The organism is Kitasatospora sp. NPDC058115 (genome assembly GCF_042884635.1).
Taxonomy (GTDB): domain Bacteria; phylum Actinomycetota; class Actinomycetes; order Streptomycetales; family Streptomycetaceae; genus Kitasatospora.
In genome coordinates, this window is record NZ_JBHVTL010000002.1 from 263,461 (window position 1) to 287,773 (window position 24,313).

A 24,313-nucleotide genomic window follows, 5' to 3' on the forward strand; every position below is an offset into this window, starting at 1 on the left:
GGAGGCGAGCGGACCACCCGGCCGCCGGCGGCTCGGGCCGGGGCCGGGTGGCCCGCTCAGGCGTCAGGACGCCACGTCCCTACGGACCGCGTCAGAGCGCCGCGCTGTTGTTGATGATGCAGATGTCCTCGACGAGGCCGTCCTCCTCCTCGATGCCGTGCGCGACGACGTCGACCTCCTCGTCCTCGGCCTCGGTCGGCTCCGGGTTGATGGACTCGGGCATGGTGTCCTCCCTCTGCAGTGCGGCGTCCGCTACGCCGGCCCGGGGCCACCGTAGGGAGGCCCGGTATGGCGGCGCTTGGGCGGCGGTTCGATTTCGGTATGACGGTTGGTCAGCCGCCGTTCGCCGGTGGTGCACGCGCTGTTCGACGTGGGCCCGCGCCGGCGTTCGGCGGTGGCGCACCGCGACCCGCCCGGCGGTGGCGTGCCGGGACCGTCTCAGTGGTGGCGCGCCGGGACCCGCTCGGCGGCCCGGGCGGCCCGCTCCCGGGCGTAGGCGTAGAGCAGCGCGGGCATCGCGTAGCGCACGGTGCCCGCCGGGCCGGGCGTGCCGGCCAGGGTCAGGATGCTCGCCTCCAGGAGGTCCTCCAGGGTGCGCGCGGCCGTCCCCGGGTCGCAGTCCAGCACCGCCGCGGCCCGGTCGAGCGTGAACACCGGCCGGGCGAGCAGCCCGAGCCGCAGCACCGCCCGGTGCCCGGCCTCCGGCAGCTCCCCCACCGATCCGGCCAGCCGCACCCGCACCAGCGGGTCGCCGCCGCACAGTTCGTCCAGCAGGGCGCGTCCGCCGGTCAGCCGGGCACCGTACTCGCCCAGCGGCACGTGCCGCAGGAAGGCCAGGCGGTCGGCGACCAGCCGTACCCCGAGCGGCAGCAGCCCGGCGGCGCACACGATCCGGGCGGCGGCCTCGCGGTCGGCCTCGACGCGCTCGGCGCCGATCGTCCGCCCGAGGAACTCCACCGCCTCGTCCACGGCGAGCGGCGGCAGCCAGAACCGGTGGGCGCCCTCCAGGCCGATCAGCCCGGGCCGGGCGGTGACCACCACCGCGCTCTCCCCGGCCTCCGGCAGCAGCGGCCGGACCTCCGACTCGCGGCGGGCGTCGTCGACGACCACCAGGGCGCGACGGCCGGTCAGCCACAACTGCCAGGCCCAGCGCGGGTCGCCGCCACCGCCGCCGCGCCCGGCGGGGGCGGTGGCGGCGAGCAGTTGGCGCAGCACGTCCTCCGGCGGGCGCAGCCGGCCGTCGTCCCCGCGCAGCCGCACGAACAGCCGGCCGTCCGGGAACCGCTCACCGAGCCGGTGCGCGGTGTGCACGGCGAGCGCGGTCTTCCCCGCGCCGAGCGGTCCGCTCAGCACCGCGAGCCGGCCGGCTCCGCCGGTGAGCACCTCGGCCAGGCGGTGCCGGACGGCGGCACGGCCGGTGAAGGCGGGCGGGTCGACGGGCAGCAGGTGGGGCGGCGCCGGGCCCCCGACGGCGGCGGGCCCGTACGGCGCGGCCGGAGGGGGCGGGGCGGCCGGCCCGGACGGGGCGGCGGTGCGCGGCAGGACCGGGCCCGCGTCGCAGAGCAGCGCCCGGTAGAAGCGGGCCAGTGCCGGGCTGGGCGGCAGGCCGAGCTCATGGGCGAGCAGCTGGCGCAGCTCGTCGTAGACGGCGAGGGCCTCGAAGCGGCGCCCGGCCTGGCAGAGCGCGGCCATCTGCAGCATCCGCAGCCGCTCGCGCAGCGGGTGGCGCTGGGCGGTCTCGGCGACCCGCTCGATCGCCTCCGCCCCGCGCCCTGCGGCGAGTTCGGCGTCCAGCCAGTCCTCGAACACCCCCAGGAAGCGGCGGTCCAGGCGCTGCGCGGCGGCGTCGATCAGCGGCACGTCCCGGAAGCCGTCCAGCGCGGGTCCGCGCCAGAGCTCCAGCGCCTGCGCGAACGCCCCGGCCCGGGCCCGCTGTTCGAAGCGGAGCGCGTCGAGGCCGTCCTCGCCGGCGTGCAGGACGTAGCCGCCGGCCTGGTGGCTGATCCGCACGGCCGGGACGGCCCGCTCCCCGGCGCTCCCGGGCTCGGCCCCGAGCAGCCGGCGCAGCCCCGAGACGTACACCTGGAGGTTCTTGCGGGCAGTGCGCGGCGGCGCGTCGTCCCACAGCGCCTCGACGAGCGTCTCGGCCGACAGCCGGGTGTTCGCGTGGGACAGCAGTGCCGTCAGGAGGACCTGTTGTTTCCGTGATCCCGCGTCGAGCTCCCGGCCGTTCTCCAGCACGCGGAGCGGGCCGAGAATCCCGAATCCAACCGTCATCTCACGCCAACTTGATGACGAAGGAATGCCCTTCCACCTCGGCGTCCGAAACGGCGTCCAGCCGCTGTTTCACGGAATTGAGGACGGCCACCTCGTCCTCGGTGAGCCGGGACAGCACGTCCTGCTGTTCCAGGGTCAGCAGGTCGACCGGATTGCCCGCCTGCCGGAGGGCGTTGAGGGCGTCGAAGGTCATGGTCCCCTCCTTCTCGGATGCCAGATCATCATCACCGCCGCCCCGGGGCCCGTCCATGAGACCTTTGGGCCAGGAATCACCGCCGGTCGCCGGTGCGGGGGCGGACTCCGCGAGAATCAGCGCGAGCAGTCCGGCCTGCAGTCTTGACCGGAGTCCCAGTTTCGCCAGAATGGCGGTGACGAACCGCTTGACGGTGCGTTCACTGATATGGAGTTCGTAGGCTATCGACCGATTGTCGTATCCGAGGCCCAGCAGGTGCAGCACGGCGCTCTCGCGCGGGGTCAGCGCCCCGGCGAGCGACAGCGCGGCCGCCGTCGGCCGTGGCGCGCCACCGGGCACCCGGGGGCGCCCGCACGCCGGACAGACCGGATCTCCACCACCCATCGACAGGATCCCCCCTCCGGCGGCACAGCACTGCGGTGCCCTCATGCTGACGCCCGCACCGGGCACCGGCAAGAGGGCGGGCGCGTCAGGAGCATGCCATCCCCGGACCGGTTGCGCTGTCGGTCCCGGCGGGTAGCGTGCCCGCATGTCCGCACTGATCTCCGCCATCGCCGAGCACACCGAGGCCGCCCGCTTCCTGGACTGGCCGGGCGACTTCGACCTCGACCGCGCCGACCACGGCGAGGAGGTGCACCTCGCCTCCGGGACGGCGCTGGAGGGCTTCGCCGGGGACGGGGCCGGCGGCACCTTCTTCTTCTGCGGCGACGGGGGCGAGGAGCGCCCGGTCCTGTACGCCGACTCCGAGGGCCGGGCGGCCCTGGTCGCGATCGGGCTGCCGGAGCTGCTGCGGCTGCTGCTGGTCGCGCCCTGGTGGCGGGACTGCCCCGGGTTCTCCGCAGCGGAGAGCGCGCGGGCGGGCGCCGAGTACCGGGAGGACCTGCCCGACCTGCCGCTCCGGCGCGACCGGGCGGCCGCCGCGCTCGGCCTGGTGCTGCCGACCGAGGCCGAGGTCCTGGCGCGGCTGCGGGAGGTCGTCACGGGCGCCGGCGAGGAGTTTGTGCTGATCTTCACCCCGGAGGGCTCGCCGTACGAGCCGCTCTTCGCCGGCTGACGGCCGGCGGCGTTCCGGTCAGTGCCGGTCGCCCTCGGGGCCGGCGTCCGGGGCGGCGTCGGCCAGGGCGTCCAGCACCGGGCGGATGAGCGGGTGGCCGTCGGCCCCGGCCCGGACGGCGGCGAACACCCGGCGGGTGGCGAGGGCACTGTCGACGGGACGGACGGCGACCCGGGCCAGGTCGACGCCGAGCAGCGCCGAGCGCGGCACCAACGCCACGCCCGCACCGGCGGAGGCGAGGGCGACGACGGCCCGGAAGTCGTCGGAGGAGTGCACCAGGCGCGGCTGGAACCCGGCGTGCTCGCAGGCCAGCAGCACCACGTCGTGGCAGGGGTTGCCCGGGTAGGGGCCGATCCACGGTTCTCCGGCGAGGTCGGCCACCGCGATCGGGCCCCGGCCGGCGGCCAGCGGGTGGGCGAGCGGCAGCACCGCCTCGAACGGTTCCGCGTACAGGGGCACCCGGGTGAGGCGGGCGTCGTCGGCGCGCGGGGCGCCCCGGTACTCGACCGCCACCGCGAGGTCGGCGCGGCCGTCGAGCACCATCGGCAGGCTGGCGTCGCCCTCGGCGTCGAGCACCTTGAGCCGGACGCCGGGGGCACGGGCGGCCAGGGTGCCGATCGCGGGCGCGAGGACGAGCGAGATCCCGGTGGCGAAGGACGCGACGGTCACCTCGCCGGCGACGCCCGCGCTGTAGGCGGCGAGGTCGGCCTCGGCCCGTTCGAGCTGGGCGAGCACGGCGTCGGCGTGCCCGAGCAGGATCTCCCCGGCGGCCGTGAGCCGCACCCCGCGCCCCTCCCGGGCCAGCAGGTGGTGCCCGGTCTCCTGCTCCAGCGCGGCGAGCTGCTGGGACACGGCGGAGGGCGTGAGGTAGAGCGCGGCCGCCGCGGCGGTCACCGTCCGGTGGTCCGCCACCGCTCGCAGGGTCCGCAGCCGTCTCGCGTCGATCACAGCCCCAATTCTGCCAGCGCCCCCGCGCCTGCCGGGGCGGGGGTGAAGAGCCGGGGAAGGAGTGGCCCCGTGGAGTGGGAAGTCGGACCGGCCGACTTCCCGCTCCACGGGGACACGCCCGGGGCTGCTCCGGGGCTACTCCGGAGGGCTGCGGCGGACGGCCGGGGCGGCGGGGCGGGTCACCCGCTCCGGGGCGGGCGGTCCGGGCGGGGCGGCGGGGTCGCGGTCGGTGGGCAGCCGGCCGGTGAGCAGGAACGCCACCAGGCACCCGGCGAGCAGCACCGCCACGCCGCCGACCGCGTCCAGCACCCAGTGGTTGGCGGTGGCGACCACCACCAGGAAGGTCGTCACCGGGTAGAGCACCGCCACCGCCCTGACCCACGGGGTACGGGCGGTGCCGACCACCACCAGCGCGCACCAGGCCGCCCAGCCGATGTGCAGCGAGGGCATCGCCGCGTACTGGTTGGTCAGCGCCGTCAGGGCGCCGAGCGGCGACTCGCCGGGGATTCCGCCCGGCTCCTCGTGCAGGCCGGTCCCGGGCACCAGCCGGGGCGGTGCGAGCGGGTAGCCCCAGAAGCCGAGCAGCGCCAGGCCGGTGGCCGCGAACAGCACGGTGCGGGCGGTGCGGTAGCGGGCCGGGTGGCGGACGTAGAGCCAGAGCAGCACGGCCAGCGGGACGGTCACGTGCAGCACCCGGTAGTACTCCTGGGCGAGGTCGCGCACCCAGTCGCCGGCCCGCAGCGCCCAGCCGTTGAGGGCGGGCTCGATGTCCAGGTGGAGGGCCTGCTCCAGGCGGTAGAGGCGCCGCGCGTGGTCGGTGGCGTCGGCGACCCGGTCCGGGGCGGCGTTGCGGATGTAGGTGTAGACGCCGTAGCCGACCTGGATGAGCAGGAGTTCCAGGACGGGGTTGGGCCGGGAGACCGGGCGCAGCCGGGCCGGCAGCAGCGGGAGGCGCGGGGGGCCCGGGCGCCCGAGCGGGCCGGTGCGCCGGGGCGGGGGTGGTCCTGGGGCGCGGTGCAGTCGCCACCGCGGGTCGGTGCGGCGGCGGAACGGCAGGGCGGTGGCGGCGGCGAGGGCGAGCAGGACGGGGGTCTCGCGCAGCAGCCGGCTGCTGACCGGCTCGACGCCGGGGTCGAACAGGGTGGCGGGCAGCAGGGCGGCGGTGACGGCGACCACCGGCCACAGGGCGCGGTCCTCGGGGCGGCGGCCGAGGCGGCCGGTGGCGGCGAGCAGCAGCCAGCCGAGGTCGGCGGGGCCGGCGACGGGGGCGGCGGCCACGGTCGCGCAGCCGACGACGCCGACCGCGAGCAGCGGCTGGCCGTCGGCGGCGAGGGCGCGGGCACGGCGCAGGGCGAGCACCGCGACGGCGGCGGCCACCACGAGCCGCAGGGCGAACAGCGGAGCGGACGGTCCGTAGGGGCCGAGCGGGCCGGGGCCGGTGAATCCGTACCGGAGGCGGAGCAGGAAGCAGAGGGCCGCGGCGGTGGCGGCGGCGGTCAGCGCGGCCCGGGCGCGCAGGAGGGGCGCGAAGAGCAGCGCGACGGGGTGCAGGGCGGCGGCCGCGCCGAGCGCAAGACCGCCCGCGCGCCGGGGCAGCACCTCCAGCAGCACGAGCGCGACGACCCAGACCCCGCGGACGGCGTCCTCGGGGCTCCCCCGCAGTGCGGCGCCGACCAGCAGCGCCGCCGCGCCGACCGGCCCGACGGCCGCCGGAACCGGCACCCCGGGCGGCGGCCACCGGGCGACCAGCGCACCGGCGAGCGCGACCGCGCCCAGGGCGGCGACCACCAGCACGGGCCGCCGTCCGGCGGTCCACGTCACCACCGCGCAGGCCGTCAGCGCCGCGACCCAGCAGACCGCCGTGACCACGGCCCCCGGCCTGCTCCCCGCCATCCCGCTCCTCTCCCGCCGCCCGCCGCGCCCCCTTCCCGCCGACTCTCTGCGCCCACCCGACGCCCCGCACCCCGAGCACCCCCACCCGGGTGGCGCCACGGGGCGCGCCGACACTTCGCACCGTGCCCGGCACCGTGCCGGAGAGGTCGTGGAGGGGCACCCCGGAAACGGCCCCGGAGACCGCGAACGGGAGTGGGAAGTCGGGCGGGCCGACTTCCCACTCCCGTGGCGGGAGGGTGGGACAGATGGTTCGGAGGCCGTGCAGGCGTTGGCGAGCCCGTGGCGCGTCCGGTTCCGAGCGGACGCGCCACGGGCGATCAGGGGGGCGGGCGGCTACTCGCCCAGGGCGGCGCGGGCGTCGATGAAGGCGGCGACGGCGCGCTCGACGTCCTCGGTGCTGTGCGCGGCGGAGAGCTGCACCCGGATCCGGGCCTGGCCGTGCGGCACGACCGGGTAGGAGAAGCCGATCACGTAGACGCCGCGCTCCAGCAGCAGTTCGGCGAGGCGGCCGGCCTCGGCGGCGTCGCCGATCATCACCGGGGCGATCGGGTGGTCGCCGGGCAGGATCTCGAAGCCCGCCTCGGTCATCTTCGCGCGGAACAGCGCCGTGTTGGCCGCCAGCCGCTCGCGCAGCTCGTTCGACTGCTCGACGAGGTCCAGCACCTTCAGCGAGGCCGCCGCGATCACCGGCGCGAGCGAGTTCGAGAACAGGTACGGCCGCGACCGCTGGCGCAGCAGGGCGACGATCTCGCGCCGTGCGGCGACGTAGCCGCCGGAGGCGCCGCCGAGCGCCTTGCCCAGCGTGCCGGTGATGATGTCGACCCGGTCCATGACGCCGTGCAGCTCGGGCGTGCCGCGGCCGTTCGCGCCGACGAAACCGACGGCGTGCGAGTCGTCGACCATGACCATGGCGTTGTAGCGGTCGGCGAGGTCGCAGATCTCCCGCAGCGGGGCGACGTAGCCGTCCATGGAGAAGACGCCGTCGGTGACGATCAGGCGGCGGCGGGCGTCCTGGCTCTCCTTGAGCTGCTGCTCCAGGTCGGCGAGGTCGCGGTTGGCGTAGCGGTGGCGGCGGGCCTTGCAGAGGCGGATGCCGTCGATGATGCTCGCGTGGTTGAGGGCGTCGGAGATGACGGCGTCGCGCTCGTCGAGCAGGGTCTCGAAGACGCCGCCGTTGGCGTCGAAGCAGGAGGAGTAGAGGATGGTGTCCTCCTGGCCGAGGAACGCGGAGAGGCGGTCCTCCAGCTCCTTGTGCACGTCCTGGGTGCCGCAGATGAAGCGGACGGACGCCATGCCGTAGCCCCAGCGGTCGAGGGCGTCCTTGGCGGCGGCGAGCACCTCGGGGTGGTCGGCGAGGCCGAGGTAGTTGTTGGCGCAGAAGTTGAGGACCTCGCCGGGGGTGCCGCCGCCGGTGACGGTGACGGCGGCGCTCTGCGGGGTGCCGATCACCCGTTCCGGCTTGAAGAGCCCGGCCTCGCGGATCTCGTCGAGGGTGGCGGCGAGGTCGTCGCGCACGGTGTCGAACACAGCTGCTCCTAAGCGGGGTGGCAACGGGGGTGGCGAGGGTGCCGGGGAGGGGGGATCAGGCGGTCCAGTCGAGGATGACCTTGCCGCAGCGGCCGCTCGCCGCCTCGTCGAAGGCGGCCTCGAAGTCGGCGGCGGGGTAGCGGCCGGTGATCACGGGGCTGAGGTCGAGGCCGCCCTCCAGCAGGACGGACATCGCGTACCAGGTCTCGAACATCTCGCGGCCGTAGATGCCCTTGATGGTGAGCATGGAGGTGACGACGGAGGCCCAGTCGATCGGGAACTCCTCGGCGGGCAGGCCGAGCATGGCGATCTTGCCGCCGTGGGTCATGTTGGCGATCATCGACCGGAGTGCCTCGGGGCGGCCGGACATCTCCAGGCCGACGTCGAAGCCCTCGCGCAGGCCGAGCTTCTGCTGGCCCTCCTCGATGGTGTGCTCGGAGACGTCGAGCGCCAGCGAGACGCCGACCTTGCGGGCGAGGTCGAGGCGGTAGGGCGAGACGTCGGTGATCATCACGTTGCGGGCGCCGGCGTGCTTGGCGACCGCGGCGGCCATGATGCCGATCGGCCCGGCGCCGGTGACCAGCACGTCCTCGCCGACCAGCGGGAAGGACAGCGCGGTGTGCACGGCGTTGCCGAAGGGGTCGAAGATCGCGGCGACGTCGAGGTCGACGGGGACGCGGTGGACCCAGACGTTGGAGGCGGGCAGGGCGACGTACTCGGCGAAGGCGCCGTCGCGGTTGACGCCGAGGCCGACGGTGTTGCGGCAGAGGTGGCGGCGGCCGGCCAGACAGTTGCGGCACTTGCCGCAGACCAGGTGGCCCTCGCCGCTGACCAGGTCGCCGACGGCGATGTCGGCGACGCCGGCGCCGATCTCGGCGACCTCGCCGACGAACTCGTGGCCGAGGACGAGCGGGGTCCGGATGGTCTGCTGCGCCCAGCCGTCCCACTTGCGGATGTGCAGGTCGGTGCCGCAGATGCCGGTGCGCAGCACCTTGATGAGGACCTCGCCGGGGCCGATCACCGGGGTGGGGACGTCCATCATCCAGAGTCCGGGCTCGGCGTTCTGCTTGACGAGTGCCTTCACGGCGGTGGCTCCTGACGCACGGTGGGGCGGCCTGGTGTGGGCAGGCCGGCGGGGCCCGGGGGGTGGCGGCCTGCGGGGCCGGTGGTGTCCGCATTCCGGGCAGGCAGAAATCTGCCTGGTGGGAGGGGGTGCGGTCCATCGAGGAATTCTTAAGGGCCGCGACAGCTCGGCTAAACGATCGTGCCCGAGCAGGGGTCCGGGGCCGTCGCGGCGTGCCGGTCGGCACTCCGACGGCGGAGCGCGTGGGGCGCGTCCGGGGCGTACGGGCGCCGCCCCGGAGGGCGCACGCCCCCCGGAGCGGCCGGGCCGGGGCACCGGACCGGGCGGGGCACCGGACCGGGCGCGGAACGGGGTCGGTTGCGGAACGGGGTCGGTCGCGGAACGGGTCAGTCGCGGCGGGCGGTGACGGCGTGGACGAGGGCGGCCGCGGCGGCGAGCAGGGCGACGGCGAGCGCGAGCAGCAGGGCGGTGGAGGCGAGCAGGTCCGCCGAGCGGTGGTGGGCGGAGAGCCGGGTGAGCAGCAGGTTGACGGGAGGCAGGCCCTTGCTGACGGTGAGGGCGAGGAGCAGCGCGAGGGCGAGCAGCAGGCCGTGGCCCGGTCGGCGGACCACCGGCCGGGAGGCGAGCAGGCCGACGGCGGTACCGGTGCAGGCGCAGGTGAGTTGGGCCTCGGTGCCGAGCAGCAGGTCGGCGGCGGTGGGGGTGTGGGTGCCGACGAGCAGCGGCAGGGCCAGGCCGAGGGCGGTGAGCGGCAGGCAGCCGAGGAGGGCGGTGAGGACGGTGCCGGTGAGCAGGCGCCGCCGGCCGCCGGTGGCGGCGGTGAGCAGCGCGCGGTGGGGCCGGTCCTCCAGGCCGGTGAGCGCCGTGGTGAGCCAGGTGGCGGCGAGCAGCATCGCGGCGGAGGCGGCCCCGTGGGCGGCGGTGAGCGGGCCGGTGTCGTTGCTGGTGAGGACGGCGACGAGGGCGGTGAACAGGAGCAGCGGGGCGAGGAAGCGCTGGGAGAGCAGGAGGGTGGTGAGCTGGTAGCGGACGAGGGCGGTCATCGGGTGGCGCTCCTCGGGGCGGGCCTCGGGGCGGGTGCGGCGGGCGACGCGGGGGCGGTGGCCGGGCGGGTGACGGCGTGCACGGAGCACCCGTGGCGCAGGGCGGCGAGCAGGACGGCGTCGGTGTGCGCCTGCGCGACCCGCAGGTGGAGTTCGGGGCCGCGGCGGCTGAGGGCGAGGACGCCGGGCAGGGCGCGCCAGTCGGGGGCGCCGGGGCCGGTGCCGGTGCCGGTGCCGGTGAGGACGATCTCGGCGGGCGGGGCGGACGGGTCGGCGACGGGCGCGCACCGGCTCAGCCGGCCGTCGGCGAGGGTGCGGGTGGCGGTGGCCTGCGCCTCGGCGACGGCCTCGCGGTGGTCGGTGAAGACCACGGCCCCGCCGTCGGCGGCGGTCTCGGCGATGAGTTCGGCGAGGACGGTGTGCGCCGGGGCGTCGAGCCCGGACCAGGGTTCGTCGAGCACCAGCAGGTCCGGCGGGAGCAGCAGGGCCTGGGCGAGCGCGACCTTCTGGGCGTTGCCCTTGGAGAGGGTGCGCAGGGCCGCGTCGGGGCCGCCGACCAGGGCGAGCCGGTCGAGGAGTTCCCCGGCGCGCCGGCGCGCGGTGGCGGTGGGCAGGCCGCGGATGCGGCCGAGGTGGGTGAGGTAGCCGGCGGCGGTGAGGCGTTCGTGGGCGGTGAACCGGTCGGGGACGTAGCCCACGGCGGCCGGGCGGCGGGCGGCGGGGTGGGTGAGGCGGCCGGTGGTGGGGCGGGTGAGCCCGGCGAGGATGCGCAGCAGGGTGGATTTGCCGGAGCCGTTGGCGCCGAGGACGGCGAGCACGTCGCCGGCGTCGAGGCGCAGGTCGACGTCGCGCAGGATCCAGGGCCCGCGTCCGTAGCGCTTGCCGACGGCCACGGCTTCGGCGACCGCCACGGCGACGGCTCCGCTCTGCAGCACCTCGGTGTTCCCCTCCCGTCGGGTCCGGCGGTGCGCACCCTACTCGGGGGCGGGTAGGGGGCGGGTAATGGCGGCGGGGGCGTGCGGCGTGGGCGCGCGAGCGGGGTTGGGGCGGGTGGCTGACGCGTGGGTCCGTTCGGTCCAGCGGGCGGCCGGTGGGCGCGCGGGGCGCTGCCGGGGCGCATACGTTGGCGAACGCTCCCCCTTGCGGGCCCGTGGAGCGCTGCTCCGGGTCCGTCCGGCCCAGAGAGGCGTCCCGAAGATGACGAACCGTGTGACGGCCCGAGCCACGACGTCCCGACGGCGGTGGCCCGCCGCCCCGCCGGCGCTGCTGCTGGCGCTGTCCGCCCTGCTGGCCGCCGCCGGCTGTGCGGGCGGCTCGCCGTCCGATCCGCCGCCCGCCGGGGCGGCGACGGCCGCACCGGCGGCGCTGAGCCCCTCCCCCACGGCCTCCCCGACGGCCACCCGCACCCTGCTGAGCCCCTCGCCCACGACGCCCGCGGCGTCGCCGACCACCCCGGCGACCACGCCCCCGGCGGCCACCGCGAGCGGGACGACGGTGCCGTTGACGCCCGAGGTGACGGCGAAGCTGGACTCGGCCGTGCAGCGGGTCCTGACGCAGGCCTCGGTGCCGGGGGTGATCGTCAACGTGTCGACGCCGCAGGGCGAGTACCTGAAGGCCTTCGGGGTGTCCGAGCGGGTGCCGGGCACGGCCATGGTGACCGGGCTCAACATGCGGGTCGGCAGCCTGACGAAGACGTTCACCGTCACCGCGCTGCTGCGGCTGGTGGACCAGGGCAAGCTGGGGCTCGACGACACGATCGGCACGTACGTCACGGGTGTGCCGAACGGCGAGAAGATCACCCTGCGCGAGCTGGCGAACATGCGCAGCGGCCTGTTCTCGTACACCCAGGACGAGGACTTCGTGCGCACCCTCCAGGCGGACCCGCAGCGCGCGTTCACCCCCGACCAGCTGCTCGCGTACGCGTTCCGGCACCCGGTGGACTTCGCGCCGGGCACGCAGTTCGAGTACTCCAACACCAACACGGTGCTGCTGGGCAAGGTGATCGAGAAGGTCGGCGGGCGGCCGCTCGGGGAGTTCCTGAAGAAGGAGGTGTTCGAGCCCGCGGACCTGGACCGCACGGTGTTCCCGACCGACAACGCGTTCCCGCAGCCGCACGCGCGCGGCTACACCGACCAGACGGCGGACGGCACGATCACCGACGCCACCGACTGGAACCCGTCCTGGGGCTGGGCGGCGGGGGCGGCCATCTCGGACCAGGGGGACATGAAGAAGTGGGCGAAGGTGCTGGCCACCGGCTCGCTGCTGAAGCCGCAGACCCAGGCGCAGCGTCTGGAGCCGCAGCCGTCGACGGTCCCGGGCAGCTGGTACGGGCTGGGGGTGTTCGACAACCACGGGTGGATCGGGCACAACGGTTCACTGCCGGGCTACCAGTCGGTGGTGGTGTACCTGCCGTCGGCGCAGGCGTCGCTGGTGGTGCTGCTGAACACGGACGTCGAATACCGGGGTTCGGCGCCGTCGACGCTGTTCGCGAAGGCGATCACGGAGGTCGTCTCGCCGGGGAACGTCTACGACCTGCCGGCCGCCCCGGCGGACGCGGACGAGCCGTCGGCGTCGGCGTCGGTGACGGTGTCCTCGTCGGTGAAGCCGCCGGAGGAGTCGGCCTGACGGGTCGGCCCGAGAAGTCGCCCGGAGGGATCGCCCGGCCCCGCGCCGGATGCGCTCAGCCGCCGAGCACCCGGGCCAGGTCGTAGGAGACCGGCTCCTCCAGCTGCTCGTAGGTACAGCTCTCGGGCGTGCGGTCGGGACGCCAGCGGCGGAACTGGGCGGTGTGCCGGAACCGGGTGCCCTCCATGTGGTCGTAGGCGACCTCGATGACGCGTTCGGGGCGCAGCGGGATCCAGGAGAGGTCCTTGCCGCCGGTCCAGCGGCTGGTGGCGCCGGGCAGCCGGGCGTCGGCGTGGGCGGCTTCGTCCGCCCAGGCGCCCCAGGGGTGGGCGGCGAGGTCGGTGGTGCGCAGCGGGGCGAGTTCCTCGGCGAGTTCGCGGCGGCGGGCCATCGCGAAGGCGGCGCAGACGCCGACGTGCTGGAGGCGGCCGTCGGCGTCGTTCAGGCCGAGCAGCAGGGAGCCGACGACGGGGCCGCTCTTGTGTTCGCGGTAACCGGCGACGACGCAGTCGGCGGTGCGTTCGTGCTTGATCTTGTACATGGCGCGTTCGCCGGGCCGGTAGGGCTGGTCGAGGGGTTTGGCGACGATGCCGTCGAGTCCGGCGCCCTCGTACTGGGCGAACCAGGTCCCGGCGAGGTCGCGGTCGGTGGTGGTGGGGGCGGTGAAGACGGGGTCGGTGGCGTCGGCGAGGGCGGTTTCGAGGAGGTGGCGGCGGGCGTCGAGGGGCTGGTCGAGGAGGGCGTCGTCGCCGAGGGCGAGCAGGTCGAAGGCGACGTAGGAGGCGGGGGTGCGTTCGGCGAGGAGCGTGACGCGGCTGGCGGCGGGGTGGATGCGTTCGAGGAGTTCCTCGAAGCGCAGGCGGCCGTCGCGGGCGATGACGATCTCGCCGTCGAGGACGCAGCGGCGGGGGGTCTCGCGGCGCAGGGCCTCGACGAGTTCGGGGAAGTAGCGGGTGAGGGGTTTGCCGGTGCGGCTGCCGAGCTCGACCTCGTCGCCGTCGCGGAAGACGACGGTGCGGAAGCCGTCCCACTTGGCCTCGTACTGCATGCCGGGCGGGATCTTCGCGACGGACTTGGCGAGCATCGGGGCGAGGGGCGGCATGACGGGCAGGTCCATGGTCCCGATCCTCGCGCCGAACGTTCCGGGGCGCGCGGCGGGCGGGGCGCCCTTAGCGTGAGAGGCATGGGCTCTGCCGTGGAACTGGATGTCGCCGGGCGCACCGTCCGGCTGTCGAACCCGGACAAGGTGTACTTCCCGGAGCGCGGGTTCACCAAGCTGGACGTCGCGGAGTACTACCTGGCGGTGGCGCCGGGGGTGCTGCGCGGGTTGCGGGACCGGCCGACGACGCTGCAGCGGTTCCCGGACGGGGTGGAGGGCGAGTTCTTCTACCAGAAGCGGGCGCCGAAGGGCCTGCCGGAGTGGCTGCCGACGGCGCGGATCGCCTTTCCGAGCGGCCGCTCGGCGGACGAGATCTGTCCGACGGAGCCGGCGGCGGTGCTGTGGGCGGCGAACCTGGGGTGTCTGACGTTCCACCCGTGGCCGGTGCGCCGCTCGGACACCGAGCACGTCGACGAGCTGCGGATCGACCTCGATCCGCAGCCGGGCACGGACTTCAGGGACGCGGTGCGGGCGGCGCACGAGTTGCGGGCGGTGCTGGAGGAGCAGGGCCTGCGGGGGTGGCCGAAGACCTCCGGCGGGCGGGGGCTGCACGTGTACGTGCCGCTGGTGGCGCGGTGGTCGTTCACGGACGGGCGGCATGCGGTGATCGCGCTGGGCCGGGAGCTGGAGCGGCGGCTGCCGGGGCGGGTGACGACGGCGTGGTGGAAGGAGGAGCGCGGCGAGCGGATCTTCGTCGACTACAACCAGATGGCGCGCGACCGCACGATCGCCTCGGCGTACTCGCTGCGGGCGCGGCCGCGGGCGACGGCGTCGGCGCCGTTGCGCTGGGAGGAGCTGGACGACGTGCTGCCGGAGGACTTCGACCTGCGGACGTTGCCGGCCCGGTTCGCGGAGCTGGGGGACGTGCACGCGGGGATGGAGGACGAGCGGTTCGGGCTGGAGGGGCTGCTGGAGCTGTACGAGCGGCAGGTCGCGGAGGGGGCGCACGGCGAGCTGCCGTATCCGCCGGACCATCCGAAGGCGGCGGGCGAGCCGACCCGGGTGCAGCCGAGCCGGGCGCGGAAGAAGGTGTGAGCGCGACCTCTAGGCTGGGTGGTCACTTGGATCACGGAGGGGCGGTTCTGCGGTGGGTGCACGGGGGTTGCGGGAGGTCCTGGCGGACGCGGCGGACGGGGTGTTCCCGCCGGCGGACGGGTCGGTGACGGTGGTGGCGCAGCCGTCGCCGCGCGAGGCGGGGGTGGTGGCGTTCTCCGCGCACACGGTGGTGTTCACGGACGAGGACCCGGCGTGGGTGCGTTCCGCGCTGGCGGCGGTGCCGGGCGATCCGCTGGCGGCGCCGCTGTGTCCGCCGTTCCTGAGCGCGTTCGCGCGGCGGACGGGGCGGGTGAACGGCACCATCGACCTGCTGACGGTGGCGGACCGGCTGCCGGGCGCGCCGCCGCTGGCGGTGGCGGAGGTGGCGGACCGGGAGCATCCGCGGGTGGTGCGGGCGCTGTGCCACCGCGACGACGTCCGGGTGTTCGAGGCGGACGGCGGGCGCGGGGTGCTGGTGCTGGGGCGCGGGGTGGCGGGGCGCTGGGAGTGCGCGATCGAGGTGGACGAGGCGGCGCGCGGGCGCGGCCTGGGGCGGGCGCTGGCGCTGGCGGCGCGGCACCTGGTGCCGCAGGGCGACCGGGTGTGGTCGCAGCAGGCGCCGGGGAACGCGACCAGTGTGCGGGCCTTCCAGGCGGCCGGCTACCGGCCGGTGGGGGCGGAGACGCTGCTGGTGGCGCGGTGAGCACGCTCGTGGCCGTGCCCGAGGAGGCGCGGGCGCGCCTGGAGGTGCGTTTCGGGCCGGGCGCGCGGGTGTGGTGCGCCGGGTTGCCGGGTCTGGTGGACGCGCTGGCCGCGCGCTGGGGCCTGGCGGTGCGGGAGGCCGGCGGGGGCGGGACGGCGCGGGTGTTCCGCTGCGAGCGGCTCGCCGACGGCGTGCCGGTGTGGCTGAAGCTGACGCCGGATGCGGTGGTGGCGGCGCAGGAGGCGGCGGCGCTGGGTGCGTGGCGGGGTGTGCCGTCGGTGGTGCGGCTGCTGGGGTACGACCCGGGGTCGGGGGCGCTGCTGCTCGCGGACGTCCGGCCGGGGACGTCGCTGCGCGAGCGGGGCTGGCGGCCGGCGCAGGTGGCTCCGCTGCTGGGCGCGCTGCGCTCGGTGCCGGTGGACGGGGTGGACCTGCCGCCGTTGGCCGGGCGGCTGGAGTTCCTGTTCGAGCTGACCGGGCGCCGGGCGCCCGGCGTGCCGACGGCGCGGGCGCGGGCGCTGGCCCGGGAGCTGACCGGGCCCGGCGCCCCGGTGGCGCTGGTGCACGGCGATCTGCACCCGGCGAACGTGCTGCTCGGCCCGGACGGTCCGGTGGCGATCGACCCGCGCGCGTGCCTGGGCGATCCGGACTTCGACCTGGTCGACTGGGCGCTGGACGGTGTCGCCGACCGGGCGGCGCTGGTGGCCCGGATCGGCGACCTGACCGCGCTCGTCCCGGGGGCCGACGCCGGGCGGGTCCTCGCCTGGTGCCGGGCGACGGCCGTGGTGGTCGCCGCCCCGCGCCTGGCCGCGGGCCGCCGGGACGCCGGCACGGTGTTCCTGGCGGACCTGGCGGGCCTGTAGCGCTCAGCGCGCGGCCAGGGCGCCCGCGAAGGTCGCGAGCGCCCCGGCCAGCAGCACGGCCGTGGCCACGCCGAGCACCACCCGCTTGCGCTGGGTGCGGTCGCGGTGGCGCAGCAGTCCCTGGACGGCGACGAATCCGGCGACCGGGAAGGCGGCGAGCGCGAGCAGCAGCAGGCTCAGCCAGTACAGGACCCCGCCGGTGCCGGCGAGGCGGCACTCGCCGTCGGCGGCGCAGGAGACCGGGACGCGCTCGTGGGTGTCGATCCGCCAGTCCGTCCGGGCGTGCTCGTTCGCCGGGCCGCCGTCGTCGGGGAGGAAGGTGCCGCGGCAGTCGCCGGTCGGGCCGAGCGCGGGCCGGTCGGCGTTGACGCGCAGGCACTGCTCGGCGACCAGCACGCCCCTGGTCCCGGCGAGGCCGCCGGCGTAGGCGAGCCCCTGGCCGGCGTGGGCGGTGCCGCGGCCGCCGACGACCAGCAGCGCGAGCACCGCCGCCAGCGTGACCACCATCGTGACCGCCGCCCGGAGCCGCCTCATGCCGGGGCCGTGGCGGCGATGATCCGCACCGCGCCGGTGATCTGGTCGTCCGTCAGGTCGCCCCGGGCGGTCAGCCGCAGCCGCGAGACGCCGTCGGGGACGGACGGGGGGCGGAAGCAGCCGACCGCGAGCCCGGCGCGGCGGCAGTCGGCGGCCCAGGCGACGGCGGCCTCGGGGCCGGGGGCGCGCACGGAGACGACGGCGGCGTCGGGGGCGGAGGCGTGCAGGCCGGCGGCGGTGAGGCGGGCGGCGAGGGTGCGGGCGACCTCGCGGGCGCGTTCGGCGCGATGGGGTTCGGCGCGCAGCAGCCGCAGCGCGCCGAGGGCCGCGCCGGCGGCGGCGGGGGCGAGGCCGGTGTCGAAGATGAAGGTGCGGGCGGTCTCGGTGAGGTGGCGGATGACACGCCGGGGGCCGAGCACGGCGCCGCCCTGGGAGCCGAGGGACTTGGAGAGGGTGACGGTGGTGACGACGTCGGGCGCGCCGGCCAGCCCGGCCGCGGCGGTGGCGCCGGCGCCGCCGGGGCCGAGCACGCCGAGGCCGTGGGCGTCGTCGACGAGCAGCGCCGCGCCGCGGCGCCGGGCGGCGGCGGCGAGTTCGGCGAGCGGAGCGGCGTTGCCGTCCACCGAGAACACCGAGTCGCTGACCACCAGCGCCCGGCGGTGGGAGCGCCCGGCGAGCACGTCGGCGACGGCGTCCGGGTCGCTGTGCGGGGCGCGGTGCACCTCGGCGCGGGCGAGCCGGCAGCCGTCGATCAGCGAGGCGTGGTTGTAGGCGTCGGAGACGATCAGGGTGTCGGGGTCGGTGAGCGCGGTGAGCGCGGCAAGGTTGGCCGTGTACCCGGAGGAGAACACCAGCGCCGCCTCGGCCCCGCAGAAGGCGGCGAGCTCCTCCTCCAGTTCGGTGTGCAGCGCGGTGGTCCCGGTGACCAGCCGCGAGCCGGTGGCCCCGGCGCCCCAGCGCAGCGCGGCCTCGGCGGCGGCCCGGGTGACGGCGGGGTGCCGGGTGAGCCCGAGGTAGTCGTTGCCCGCGAGGTCGAGCACCGCGTCGTCGGCGTCCCGGCTGCGCAACGTCCGGGTCAGCCCGGCCCCGGCCCGCTGCCGGGCGCTCTCGTCGAGCCAGTCGAAGACGGCGCCCGGATCGGCGACGGCCGAGCCGTCGGCCTCGTCGGACGCCTCGAACACGCTGCGGTTGACCATGCCCGGCACTCTGGCACGCCCCACCAGCGCCGGGCAACGTGCGCCGGCGCACACCCCCGGGCGGCCGAACCCCTCGACGCAACCTCCACACCTCCCCGAATACGGCCTGAGTTCACCTGTCATTCATCCGGCCGACCGCCGTCCGCCGATTCCCGGGAATTCGGCCGATCGTTCGCGCTCCCCCGGTAGTGTCCCCACAAGTCGAACAGTCCTGGGGGGACTTGGTGGCAGACCTCGAATTCGAGCGACGGATGAACCCGTGGCTCTTCGACAGTTCCGGAAACCTCACCGCGGAGGCGAAGAAGCAGTTCCCCGACCTCGCGGCGGCCGCCGCCGGGGCGCCGGCGCCCGTCACGGTCCCACCGGCCTCCGGCGGCCCGTCCGTCAAGGCGAACCCCGGGATGATCCGCCAGGCCGGTACCAACGCCGCGGCCCTGCGCGAGGCCGTCCGCACCGAATGCGCGCAGCCCTCGCAGCACGTCACCGGCGCGGTCGCCGCGCTGGCGGGCTGGAACCTCTCCACCGCCCTCAACACCGCGTGGAGCGTCTGGTCGGGCCAGGCCCACACGCTCGGGGAAGCCGTCGGCACGATCGGCAAGAACCTGCACACCACCGCGCAGAACTACGAGAACACCGAGAGCGCGGTCCACAGCCAGTTCGCCCAGCAGCACGGCTGAGAGGGGACCCGACATGGTGACGTACACCCAGCTCCAGAAGGTCGACCTCACCGGCCTGAACGCGGCGGCGGGCGACTTCGAGAAGATGGTCCGCGGCTGGGACCTCTCGACCAGGATCCAGAACGAGGTGATCGGCCCCGTCCAGCAGTCCGGCTGGACCGGGCCGAGCTCCGAGTCCGCCGCCGGCGCCCTCACCCGGGCGCGCGACCAGATCCGCGCCGCCTTCGAGGAGGCCTCGGCGATCGCGCGCACGCTGCGCGACGCGCACGACGAGTTCACCGCCGCGAAGAAGGACCTCCAGGTGGCCGTCCAGCACGCCACCGAGCAGGGCCTGACCGTCACCGACGACGGCAGCGTCCACTGGCCGCCGGCCACCGACCCGGCCGACAAGCACGACCTCGACTACGCCGAGACCCGACGGGCGAGCGCCCAGGCCGCCGCCCAGGAGATCGGCAAGGCGCTGGACCGGGCCACCGAGGCCGACTCCGCCGCCGCCCTGGCCCTGGCGATGGACACCGGCAACGACACCAAGAGCTTCAACAGCAACCCGCTGGGCAGCGTCGCCGACGCGGAGGCCAAGCAGGCCGCCCAGATCCTCAGCCTCGGCAGTGCCGCCACCGACGCCCAGCTCGCGCAGCTGCAGGCCCTGCTCCAGCACCACTCCGGCGACCCCCGGTTCGCCACCGCCTTCTACGGCGGCCAGGACCCGGGCACCTTCCTCGCCTCCTACGGCGCGCTGGCGCAGAGCGGCGACCTCGCCGACAGCCCGGCCCGCAAGGCCGCCGTCAAGGGCATCCAGGAGGGACTCGGCCTCACCCTGGCCACCGCGACCAGCACCGGGCAGCAGCCGCACCTGCCCCCGGACTGGGGCGACCGACTGCGCCGGGCCGGCAGCCGGCACATCCAGCTCGGGCCCGGCGCCGACTACGACTCCAGCCCGTACGGCTACCAGATCCTCGGCAACATCCTGAAGCACGGGAACTACGACGCCGCCTTCCTGAAGCCGATCGCCGAGCACGTCACCCAGCTCACCCAGGAGAACCCGGCCCGGTGGGACGCGGTGGCGATGAAGGGCGGCGCGCCGTTCCAGGAATTCTGGTTCACCGGCACGCCGGACGAGAAGGGCAACTACCACGGGTTCAACCCGATGGGCTCGGTGCTGAACGCGCTCGGGCACAGCCCGGACGCCGCCACCAGGTTCTTCACCGACCCGCCGACGACGTACTGGCCGGACGGATCGGTGAAGAGCACCGGCGGGACGAACCTCTACTTCAAACTGCTCACCGACACGGGCGACCGCTCGCCGCTGCGCGACGTCTCCTACCCGCTCGGGCCGAACAACGGCAAGGCCGGCCCGATGCAGGTGGAGGCGCTCGGCCACGCCCTGGAGGCGGCGGCGACCGGGCGGGCGTACGACGACGAGACGGGGCCGCTGCCGCCGCACAGCAAGGAGATGGCGCAGGTGATGCGGACGACGGTGGGCCTCTTCGGCGGGGAGAACGCGTCCGCGCTGCTCTACGACAAGGACAAGGCGCTCTTCGGCGAGCTGCAGGAGTCCCTCGGCAAGATGGCCGGTGCCTACATGGGCGACGTGCAGACCGCGCTGGCCCCTCCGTCCACCGTGCTGCCGATCAACGGGAAGATCGCCGAGCTCACGGAGATCGAGGTGCAGCGGCTGCTGGTCACCCTCGGCCACAACCCGGAGGCCTACGCCGCGGTGGCCGCCGCGCAGCAGGCGTACACCACTGCGGCGATCAACGACGTGCTGCTGCACCCCGCCGACCACGGCGACCTGACCGCCGCCGCCCTCGCGTCCGCACAGCCCGGCGGCACGGTCGCCGGTCTCCTCAGCAAGGGCATGGTCGACGAGGTCATCACTGCCGGAAACGACAGGGACGAGGACTTCAACTCGGCCGTCAAGACCACACGCGAATGGGCCGGCACGATCTGGGGGGCCACGGCCGGACAGATCGTGGACCGGGCACCGGTCATCGGCCCGGTCGCCAACGAGATGGTCGACAAGATCATGGACGGTGTCGCCGAGAGCTACGAGGTGAACACCAGGCCGAAGACCGCCAACGACGCGCAGGTGGCGTACAACGCGGCGTTGGAGGGTGCCCAGGGGTCCGTCCAGGACGCGATCCGTGACGCGGCAGGCCGGGCCGGCCTCGAACGGAAGTACCTCAACGACCTGGCCCCCGTCGTGGAAGGCCAGATCAAGGGCGCGTTCACCAACGGCACCGGAATCCCGTGGCAGGTCACCCATCCGAAGAAGGAGGACTGAAGTGGTGCGGCGCAATCGCGGCAGGCTGGCCGTCGCAGCCGTGTTCACGGCGCTGGTGCTCATCGGGGGCGGACTGTGGGTGTGGAAGCCGTGGCAATCGGTGGAACTGCCGGCGAGCGCCTGCTGGGGGCTGATCGAACGGGACCAGGTCCGACCGCTGGTGGGTGACGACGGGAAGGGGCACGAGACCGAGGTCATCGGCGACCTGTCCGGAAGAAGCTCCCACGCCCAGTGCGGCATCGCGTGGCAGCCCGGCTACACCGCCGTAGTCGTCAATGTCTTCCAGACCGACGAGCGCTCGTACCGTTCAGACCTGGAGATGTACGACGCCGCCCCGGACCCGGGGAGGTCGAGGTACCTGCCGATCGACTTCGGTACCGGGGTCAAGGGCTGGCTGCAGGAGGGTCTCCAGCCGGTCCTGACGTTCCCCTGCGACAGCGGCCGACAGCCCCTGGCCCGGAACGTCTACCGGAAGATCTCCGTCTCGGGGGCCTTCTTCCTGTCCGACCTGTCCGCGAAGAAGCGGACCCAGGTCTTCGTCGACGTGGCGCACCGCACCGCCCGGGAGATCGTCCGGCAGGAGGGGTGCCCCGACGTGCGGATCGGCGAGCGGGCGCCCGTGGTGGCGGGGTAGCTTTGCCGGGGGTGGCGGCGAGCAGGCAAGATAGCCGGGTGACCCTCCTTGATCTGATGCCGAAGCCCGCCACGCCCGACGCGCTGTACGAGACGTTCGCCGCCTGGACGCAGGAGCGCGGGATCTCGCTGTACCCGGCGCAGGAGGAGGCGCTGATCGAGCTGGTGTCGGGCAACAACGTGATCCTGGCGACGCCGACCGGCTCCGGCAAGAGCCTGGTGGCGGCGGGTGCGCACTTCGCGGCGCTCGCGGAGGGGCAGCGCACCTTCTACACCGCGCCGATCAAGGCCCTGGTGTCGGAGAAGTTCTTCGACCTGGTGAAGATGTTCGGGACCGAGCAGGTCGGCATGATGACCGGTGACGCGTCGGTGAACCCGACGGCGCCGATCATCTGCTGCACGGCGGAGGTGCTGGCGCAGATCGCGCTGCGCGACGGGGCCCGGGCCGACATCGGCCAGGTGGTCATGGACGAGTTCCACTTCTACGCGGAGCCGGACCGCGGCTGGGCATGGCAGATCCCGCTGCTGGAGCTGCCGCAGGCGCAGTTCCTGCTGATGTCGGCGACGCTGGGCGACGTGCGGCGCTTCGAGGAGGACCTCACCCGGCGCACCGGGCGGCCGACCACCGTGGTGCGCAACGCGACGCGTCCGGTGCCGCTGTTCTACGAGTACCGGCGCACCACGATGCACGACACGCTGGAGGAGCTGCTGAAGACCGGCCAGGCGCCGGTGTACGTCGTGCACTTCACGCAGAAGGAGGCGGTGGAGCGGGCGCAGTCGCTGATGAGCATCAACATGAGCTCGAAGGCGGAGAAGGACGCCATCGCCGAGCTGATCGGCAACTTCCGTTTCACCACCAAGTTCGGCCGCAACCTGTCGCGTTACGTCCGCCACGGGATCGGTGTGCACCACGCGGGCATGCTGCCGAAGTACCGGCGGCTGGTCGAACGCCTCGCCCAGGCGGGCCTTCTGAAGGTGATCTGCGGGACGGACACGCTGGGCGTGGGCGTCAACGTGCCGATCCGCACGGTGCTGTTCACCGCGCTGTCGAAGTACGACGGGCAGCGGGTGCGGATCCTGCGCGCGCGGGAGTTCCACCAGATCGCCGGGCGCGCCGGGCGGGCCGGGTTCGACACCGTCGGTCAGGTGGTGGCGCAGGCGCCCGAGCACGTCATCGAGAACGAGAAGGCCGTCGCCAAGGCGGGCGACGACCCGAAGAAGAAGCGCAAGATCGTCCGCAAGAAGGCGCCGGAGGGCTTCGTCGGCTGGTCCGAGGAGACCTTCGAGAAGCTGATCGCCGCCGACCCCGAGCCGCTGGTCTCCCGCTTCAAGGTGAGCCACGCGATGCTGCTGTCGGTGATCGGCCGGCCCGGCAACGCTTTCGAGGCGATGCGCAAGCTGCTCACCGACAACCACGAGGACCGCGCCGCGCAGCGCCGGCACATCCGCACCGCGATCGCCATCTACCGCTCCCTGCTGGAGGGCGGCGTGGTGGAGCGGCTGCCGGAGCCGGACGCCGAGGGCCGGATCGTGCGCCTGACCCTGGACCTCCAGGAGAACTTCGCGCTCAACCAGCCGCTGTCCACCTTCGCGCTGGCCGCCTTCGAGCTGCTGGACCCGGCCTCGCCGTCGTACGCGATGGACGTGGTGTCGGTGGTCGAGGCGACCCTGGACGACCCGCGCCAGATCCTCGCCTCGCAGCAGAACAAGGCGCGCGGCGAGGCCGTCGGCGAGATGAAGCGCGACGGCATCGAGTACGAGGAGCGCATGGAGCGGCTCCAGGAGATCACCTACCCGAAGCCGCTGGAGGAGCTGCTCACCCACGCCTACGAGGTGTACCGCCGGGCCCACCCGTGGATCGGTGACCACCAGCTGCAGCCGAAGTCGGTGGTGCGCGACCTGTACGAGCGGGCGATGACCTTCTCGGACTACGTCGGCCACTACGAGCTGGCCCGCACCGAGGGCATCGTGCTGCGCTACCTGGCCGGCGCGTACAAGGCGCTGGAGCAGACCGTCCCCGAGGACGTCAAGACCGACGACCTGAAGGACGTCATCGCCTGGCTCGGCGAGCTGGTCCGCCAGGTCGACTCCAGCCTGCTCGACGAGTGGGAGCAGCTGGCCAACCCGACCGAGCCGCAGGCCGCCGAGGTGACGCTGGACGAGAAGCCGGCGCCGGTCACCGCGAACGCGCGGGCCTTCCGGGTGCTGGTGCGCAACGAGCTGTTCCGCCGGGTGGAGCTGTGCGCGCTGGAGCACTACGAGGAGCTCGGCGCGCTCGACGGCGAGTACGGCTGGGACGCGGACCGCTGGGCGGACGCCATGGACGGGTACTGGGAGGAGTACGACGACCTGGGCACCGGTCCGGACGCGCGCGGCCCCAAGATGCTGATCATCGAGGAGGAGGACTCCGCCTGGCGGGTCCGGCAGATCTTCGACGACCCGGAGGGCGACCACGACTGGGGCATCAGCGCCGAGGTCGACCTCTACGGCTCGGACGAGGAGGGCCGCGCGGTGCTGCGGGTCACGGCCGTGGACCGGCTGGACGGCTGACGCACCGCCGGCCCGGCACCGGCGCGCGCCGGAAC

21 protein-coding genes are annotated in these 24,313 nt (G+C 74.8%); 9 read left to right on the forward strand and 12 right to left on the reverse strand.

Annotated elements, in window-relative coordinates:
* Nucleotides 1-91: 91 nt before the first annotated feature.
* The 3 genes from ACFVVL_RS03105 to ACFVVL_RS03115 form a co-directional block, all read right to left on the reverse strand.
* The gene (locus ACFVVL_RS03105; protein ID WP_380288835.1) at nt 92-223 is read right to left on the reverse strand and encodes a hypothetical protein; all 132 of its coding nucleotides are present in this window, start codon (nt 221-223) and stop codon (nt 92-94) included.
* Nucleotides 224-438: 215 nt separating this feature from the next.
* Entirely contained in the window at nt 439-2,277 is a 1,839-nt protein-coding gene (locus ACFVVL_RS03110; protein ID WP_380288837.1) for a BTAD domain-containing putative transcriptional regulator, read from the reverse strand.
* A 1-nt stretch (nt 2,278) separates the two neighbouring features.
* Nucleotides 2,279-2,854 carry a helix-turn-helix transcriptional regulator gene (locus ACFVVL_RS03115; protein ID WP_387670946.1) on the reverse strand — a complete coding sequence of 192 codons (576 nt, stop codon included), beginning with the start codon at nt 2,852-2,854 and terminating at the stop codon, nt 2,279-2,281.
* 145 nt (nt 2,855-2,999) lie between these two features.
* Here ACFVVL_RS03115 and ACFVVL_RS03120 point away from each other — a divergent pair, with 145 nt between their 5' ends.
* Nucleotides 3,000-3,524 carry a hypothetical protein gene (locus ACFVVL_RS03120; RefSeq protein WP_387670948.1) on the forward strand — a complete coding sequence of 175 codons (525 nt, stop codon included), beginning with the start codon at nt 3,000-3,002 and terminating at the stop codon, nt 3,522-3,524.
* Nucleotides 3,525-3,542: 18 nt separating this feature from the next.
* On the opposite strand, the gene ACFVVL_RS03125 is transcribed toward ACFVVL_RS03120, so the two are convergent.
* The 6 genes from ACFVVL_RS03125 to ACFVVL_RS03150 all read right to left on the reverse strand — a co-directional run bounded on the left by ACFVVL_RS03125 (nt 3,543) and on the right by ACFVVL_RS03150 (nt 10,954).
* Complete coding sequence (locus tag ACFVVL_RS03125; protein WP_387670950.1) at nt 3,543-4,472, reverse strand: LysR family transcriptional regulator; 930 nt, start codon at nt 4,470-4,472, stop codon at nt 3,543-3,545.
* Nucleotides 4,473-4,607: 135 nt separating this feature from the next.
* Nucleotides 4,608-6,365, reverse strand: coding sequence for a phosphatase PAP2 family protein (locus ACFVVL_RS03130; RefSeq protein ID WP_387670952.1), 1,758 nt, complete (start codon nt 6,363-6,365; stop codon nt 4,608-4,610).
* Nucleotides 6,366-6,698: 333 nt separating this feature from the next.
* The gene (locus ACFVVL_RS03135; protein ID WP_380288846.1) at nt 6,699-7,892 is read right to left on the reverse strand and encodes a glycine C-acetyltransferase; all 1,194 of its coding nucleotides are present in this window, start codon (nt 7,890-7,892) and stop codon (nt 6,699-6,701) included.
* 55 nt (nt 7,893-7,947) lie between these two features.
* Nucleotides 7,948-8,976: an L-threonine 3-dehydrogenase gene (gene tdh / locus ACFVVL_RS03140; RefSeq protein WP_387670954.1), complete on the reverse strand. Its 1,029-nt coding sequence runs from the start codon at nt 8,974-8,976 to the stop codon at nt 7,948-7,950.
* Nucleotides 8,977-9,362: 386 nt separating this feature from the next.
* Nucleotides 9,363-10,019: a hypothetical protein gene (locus ACFVVL_RS03145; RefSeq protein ID WP_387670956.1), complete on the reverse strand. Its 657-nt coding sequence runs from the start codon at nt 10,017-10,019 to the stop codon at nt 9,363-9,365.
* The gene (locus ACFVVL_RS03150) at nt 10,016-10,954 is read right to left on the reverse strand and encodes an ATP-binding cassette domain-containing protein (protein WP_387670958.1); all 939 of its coding nucleotides are present in this window, start codon (nt 10,952-10,954) and stop codon (nt 10,016-10,018) included. The genes ACFVVL_RS03145 and ACFVVL_RS03150 overlap by 4 nt, the downstream gene beginning before the upstream one ends.
* A 262-nt stretch (nt 10,955-11,216) precedes the next feature.
* On the opposite strand from ACFVVL_RS03150, the gene ACFVVL_RS03155 reads away from it, so the two are divergent.
* Nucleotides 11,217-12,644 carry a serine hydrolase domain-containing protein gene (locus ACFVVL_RS03155; protein WP_387670960.1) on the forward strand — a complete coding sequence of 476 codons (1,428 nt, stop codon included), beginning with the start codon at nt 11,217-11,219 and terminating at the stop codon, nt 12,642-12,644.
* A gap of 55 nt (nt 12,645-12,699) precedes the next feature.
* Here the strand turns inward: ACFVVL_RS03155 and ACFVVL_RS03160 are convergent, their stop codons facing one another.
* Nucleotides 12,700-13,761 (reverse strand): ATP-dependent DNA ligase, encoded by a 1,062-nt coding sequence (locus ACFVVL_RS03160; RefSeq protein WP_387670962.1) that lies wholly within the window; start codon nt 13,759-13,761, stop codon nt 12,700-12,702.
* 66 nt (nt 13,762-13,827) lie between these two features.
* Between ACFVVL_RS03160 and ligD the strand changes: the two genes are divergently transcribed.
* The 3 genes from ligD to ACFVVL_RS03175 all read left to right on the forward strand — a co-directional run bounded on the left by ligD (nt 13,828) and on the right by ACFVVL_RS03175 (nt 16,404).
* Nucleotides 13,828-14,838: a non-homologous end-joining DNA ligase gene (gene ligD, locus ACFVVL_RS03165; RefSeq protein ID WP_380288858.1), complete on the forward strand. Its 1,011-nt coding sequence runs from the start codon at nt 13,828-13,830 to the stop codon at nt 14,836-14,838.
* A gap of 67 nt (nt 14,839-14,905) precedes the next feature.
* Entirely contained in the window at nt 14,906-15,541 is a 636-nt protein-coding gene (locus ACFVVL_RS03170) for a GNAT family N-acetyltransferase (RefSeq protein ID WP_380288860.1), read from the forward strand.
* Complete coding sequence (locus tag ACFVVL_RS03175; RefSeq protein ID WP_387670965.1) at nt 15,538-16,404, forward strand: aminoglycoside phosphotransferase family protein; 867 nt, start codon at nt 15,538-15,540, stop codon at nt 16,402-16,404. Before ACFVVL_RS03170 ends, ACFVVL_RS03175 begins: the two co-directional genes overlap by 4 nt.
* 3 nt (nt 16,405-16,407) lie before the next feature.
* Here the strand turns inward: ACFVVL_RS03175 and ACFVVL_RS03180 are convergent, their stop codons facing one another.
* Together ACFVVL_RS03180 and ACFVVL_RS03185 are read right to left on the reverse strand one after the other, a co-directional pair.
* A complete protein-coding gene (locus tag ACFVVL_RS03180; RefSeq protein WP_387670967.1) occupies nt 16,408-16,938 on the reverse strand; it encodes a hypothetical protein in 531 nt (176 codons plus the stop codon).
* Complete coding sequence (locus tag ACFVVL_RS03185; protein WP_380288866.1) at nt 16,935-18,134, reverse strand: 8-amino-7-oxononanoate synthase; 1,200 nt, start codon at nt 18,132-18,134, stop codon at nt 16,935-16,937. The genes ACFVVL_RS03180 and ACFVVL_RS03185 overlap by 4 nt, the downstream gene beginning before the upstream one ends.
* 224 nt (nt 18,135-18,358) lie before the next feature.
* On the opposite strand from ACFVVL_RS03185, the gene ACFVVL_RS03190 reads away from it, so the two are divergent.
* Genes ACFVVL_RS03190 through ACFVVL_RS03205 form a run of 4 tightly spaced genes read left to right on the forward strand, consistent with a single transcriptional unit; the run spans nt 18,359 to nt 24,278 of the window.
* Nucleotides 18,359-18,811 carry a WXG100 family type VII secretion target gene (locus tag ACFVVL_RS03190; protein ID WP_380288868.1) on the forward strand — a complete coding sequence of 151 codons (453 nt, stop codon included), beginning with the start codon at nt 18,359-18,361 and terminating at the stop codon, nt 18,809-18,811.
* A gap of 13 nt (nt 18,812-18,824) precedes the next feature.
* Entirely contained in the window at nt 18,825-21,095 is a 2,271-nt protein-coding gene (locus ACFVVL_RS03195) for a hypothetical protein (protein ID WP_387670970.1), read from the forward strand.
* A 4-nt stretch (nt 21,096-21,099) separates the two neighbouring features.
* Nucleotides 21,100-21,729: a hypothetical protein gene (locus tag ACFVVL_RS03200; protein WP_387670972.1), complete on the forward strand. Its 630-nt coding sequence runs from the start codon at nt 21,100-21,102 to the stop codon at nt 21,727-21,729.
* A 56-nt stretch (nt 21,730-21,785) separates the two neighbouring features.
* The gene (locus ACFVVL_RS03205; RefSeq protein WP_387671122.1) at nt 21,786-24,278 is read left to right on the forward strand and encodes a DEAD/DEAH box helicase; all 2,493 of its coding nucleotides are present in this window, start codon (nt 21,786-21,788) and stop codon (nt 24,276-24,278) included.
* Nucleotides 24,279-24,313 lie beyond the last annotated feature (35 nt).

Bases quoted from the DNA above. Each gene is read 5' to 3' on its own strand.
- ACFVVL_RS03105 (WP_380288835.1), bottom strand. From the start codon at position 223: ATGCCCGAGTCCATCAACCCGGAGCCGACCGAGGCCGAGGACGAGGAG.
- ACFVVL_RS03110 (WP_380288837.1), bottom strand. From the start codon at position 2,277: ATGACGGTTGGATTCGGGATTCTCGGCCCGCTCCGCGTGCTGGAGAAC.
- ACFVVL_RS03115 (WP_387670946.1), bottom strand. From the start codon at position 2,854: ATGGGTGGTGGAGATCCGGTCTGTCCGGCGTGCGGGCGCCCCCGGGTG.
- ACFVVL_RS03120 (WP_387670948.1), top strand. From the start codon at position 3,000: ATGTCCGCACTGATCTCCGCCATCGCCGAGCACACCGAGGCCGCCCGC.
- ACFVVL_RS03130 (WP_387670952.1), bottom strand. From the start codon at position 6,365: ATGGCGGGGAGCAGGCCGGGGGCCGTGGTCACGGCGGTCTGCTGGGTC.
- ACFVVL_RS03145 (WP_387670956.1), bottom strand. From the start codon at position 10,019: ATGACCGCCCTCGTCCGCTACCAGCTCACCACCCTCCTGCTCTCCCAG.
- ACFVVL_RS03155 (WP_387670960.1), top strand. From the start codon at position 11,217: ATGACGAACCGTGTGACGGCCCGAGCCACGACGTCCCGACGGCGGTGG.
- ACFVVL_RS03160 (WP_387670962.1), bottom strand. From the start codon at position 13,761: ATGGACCTGCCCGTCATGCCGCCCCTCGCCCCGATGCTCGCCAAGTCC.
- ligD (WP_380288858.1), top strand. From the start codon at position 13,828: ATGGGCTCTGCCGTGGAACTGGATGTCGCCGGGCGCACCGTCCGGCTG.
- ACFVVL_RS03180 (WP_387670967.1), bottom strand. From the start codon at position 16,938: ATGAGGCGGCTCCGGGCGGCGGTCACGATGGTGGTCACGCTGGCGGCG.
- ACFVVL_RS03185 (WP_380288866.1), bottom strand. From the start codon at position 18,134: ATGGTCAACCGCAGCGTGTTCGAGGCGTCCGACGAGGCCGACGGCTCG.
- ACFVVL_RS03195 (WP_387670970.1), top strand. From the start codon at position 18,825: ATGGTGACGTACACCCAGCTCCAGAAGGTCGACCTCACCGGCCTGAAC.
- ACFVVL_RS03205 (WP_387671122.1), top strand. From the start codon at position 21,786: ATGCCGAAGCCCGCCACGCCCGACGCGCTGTACGAGACGTTCGCCGCC.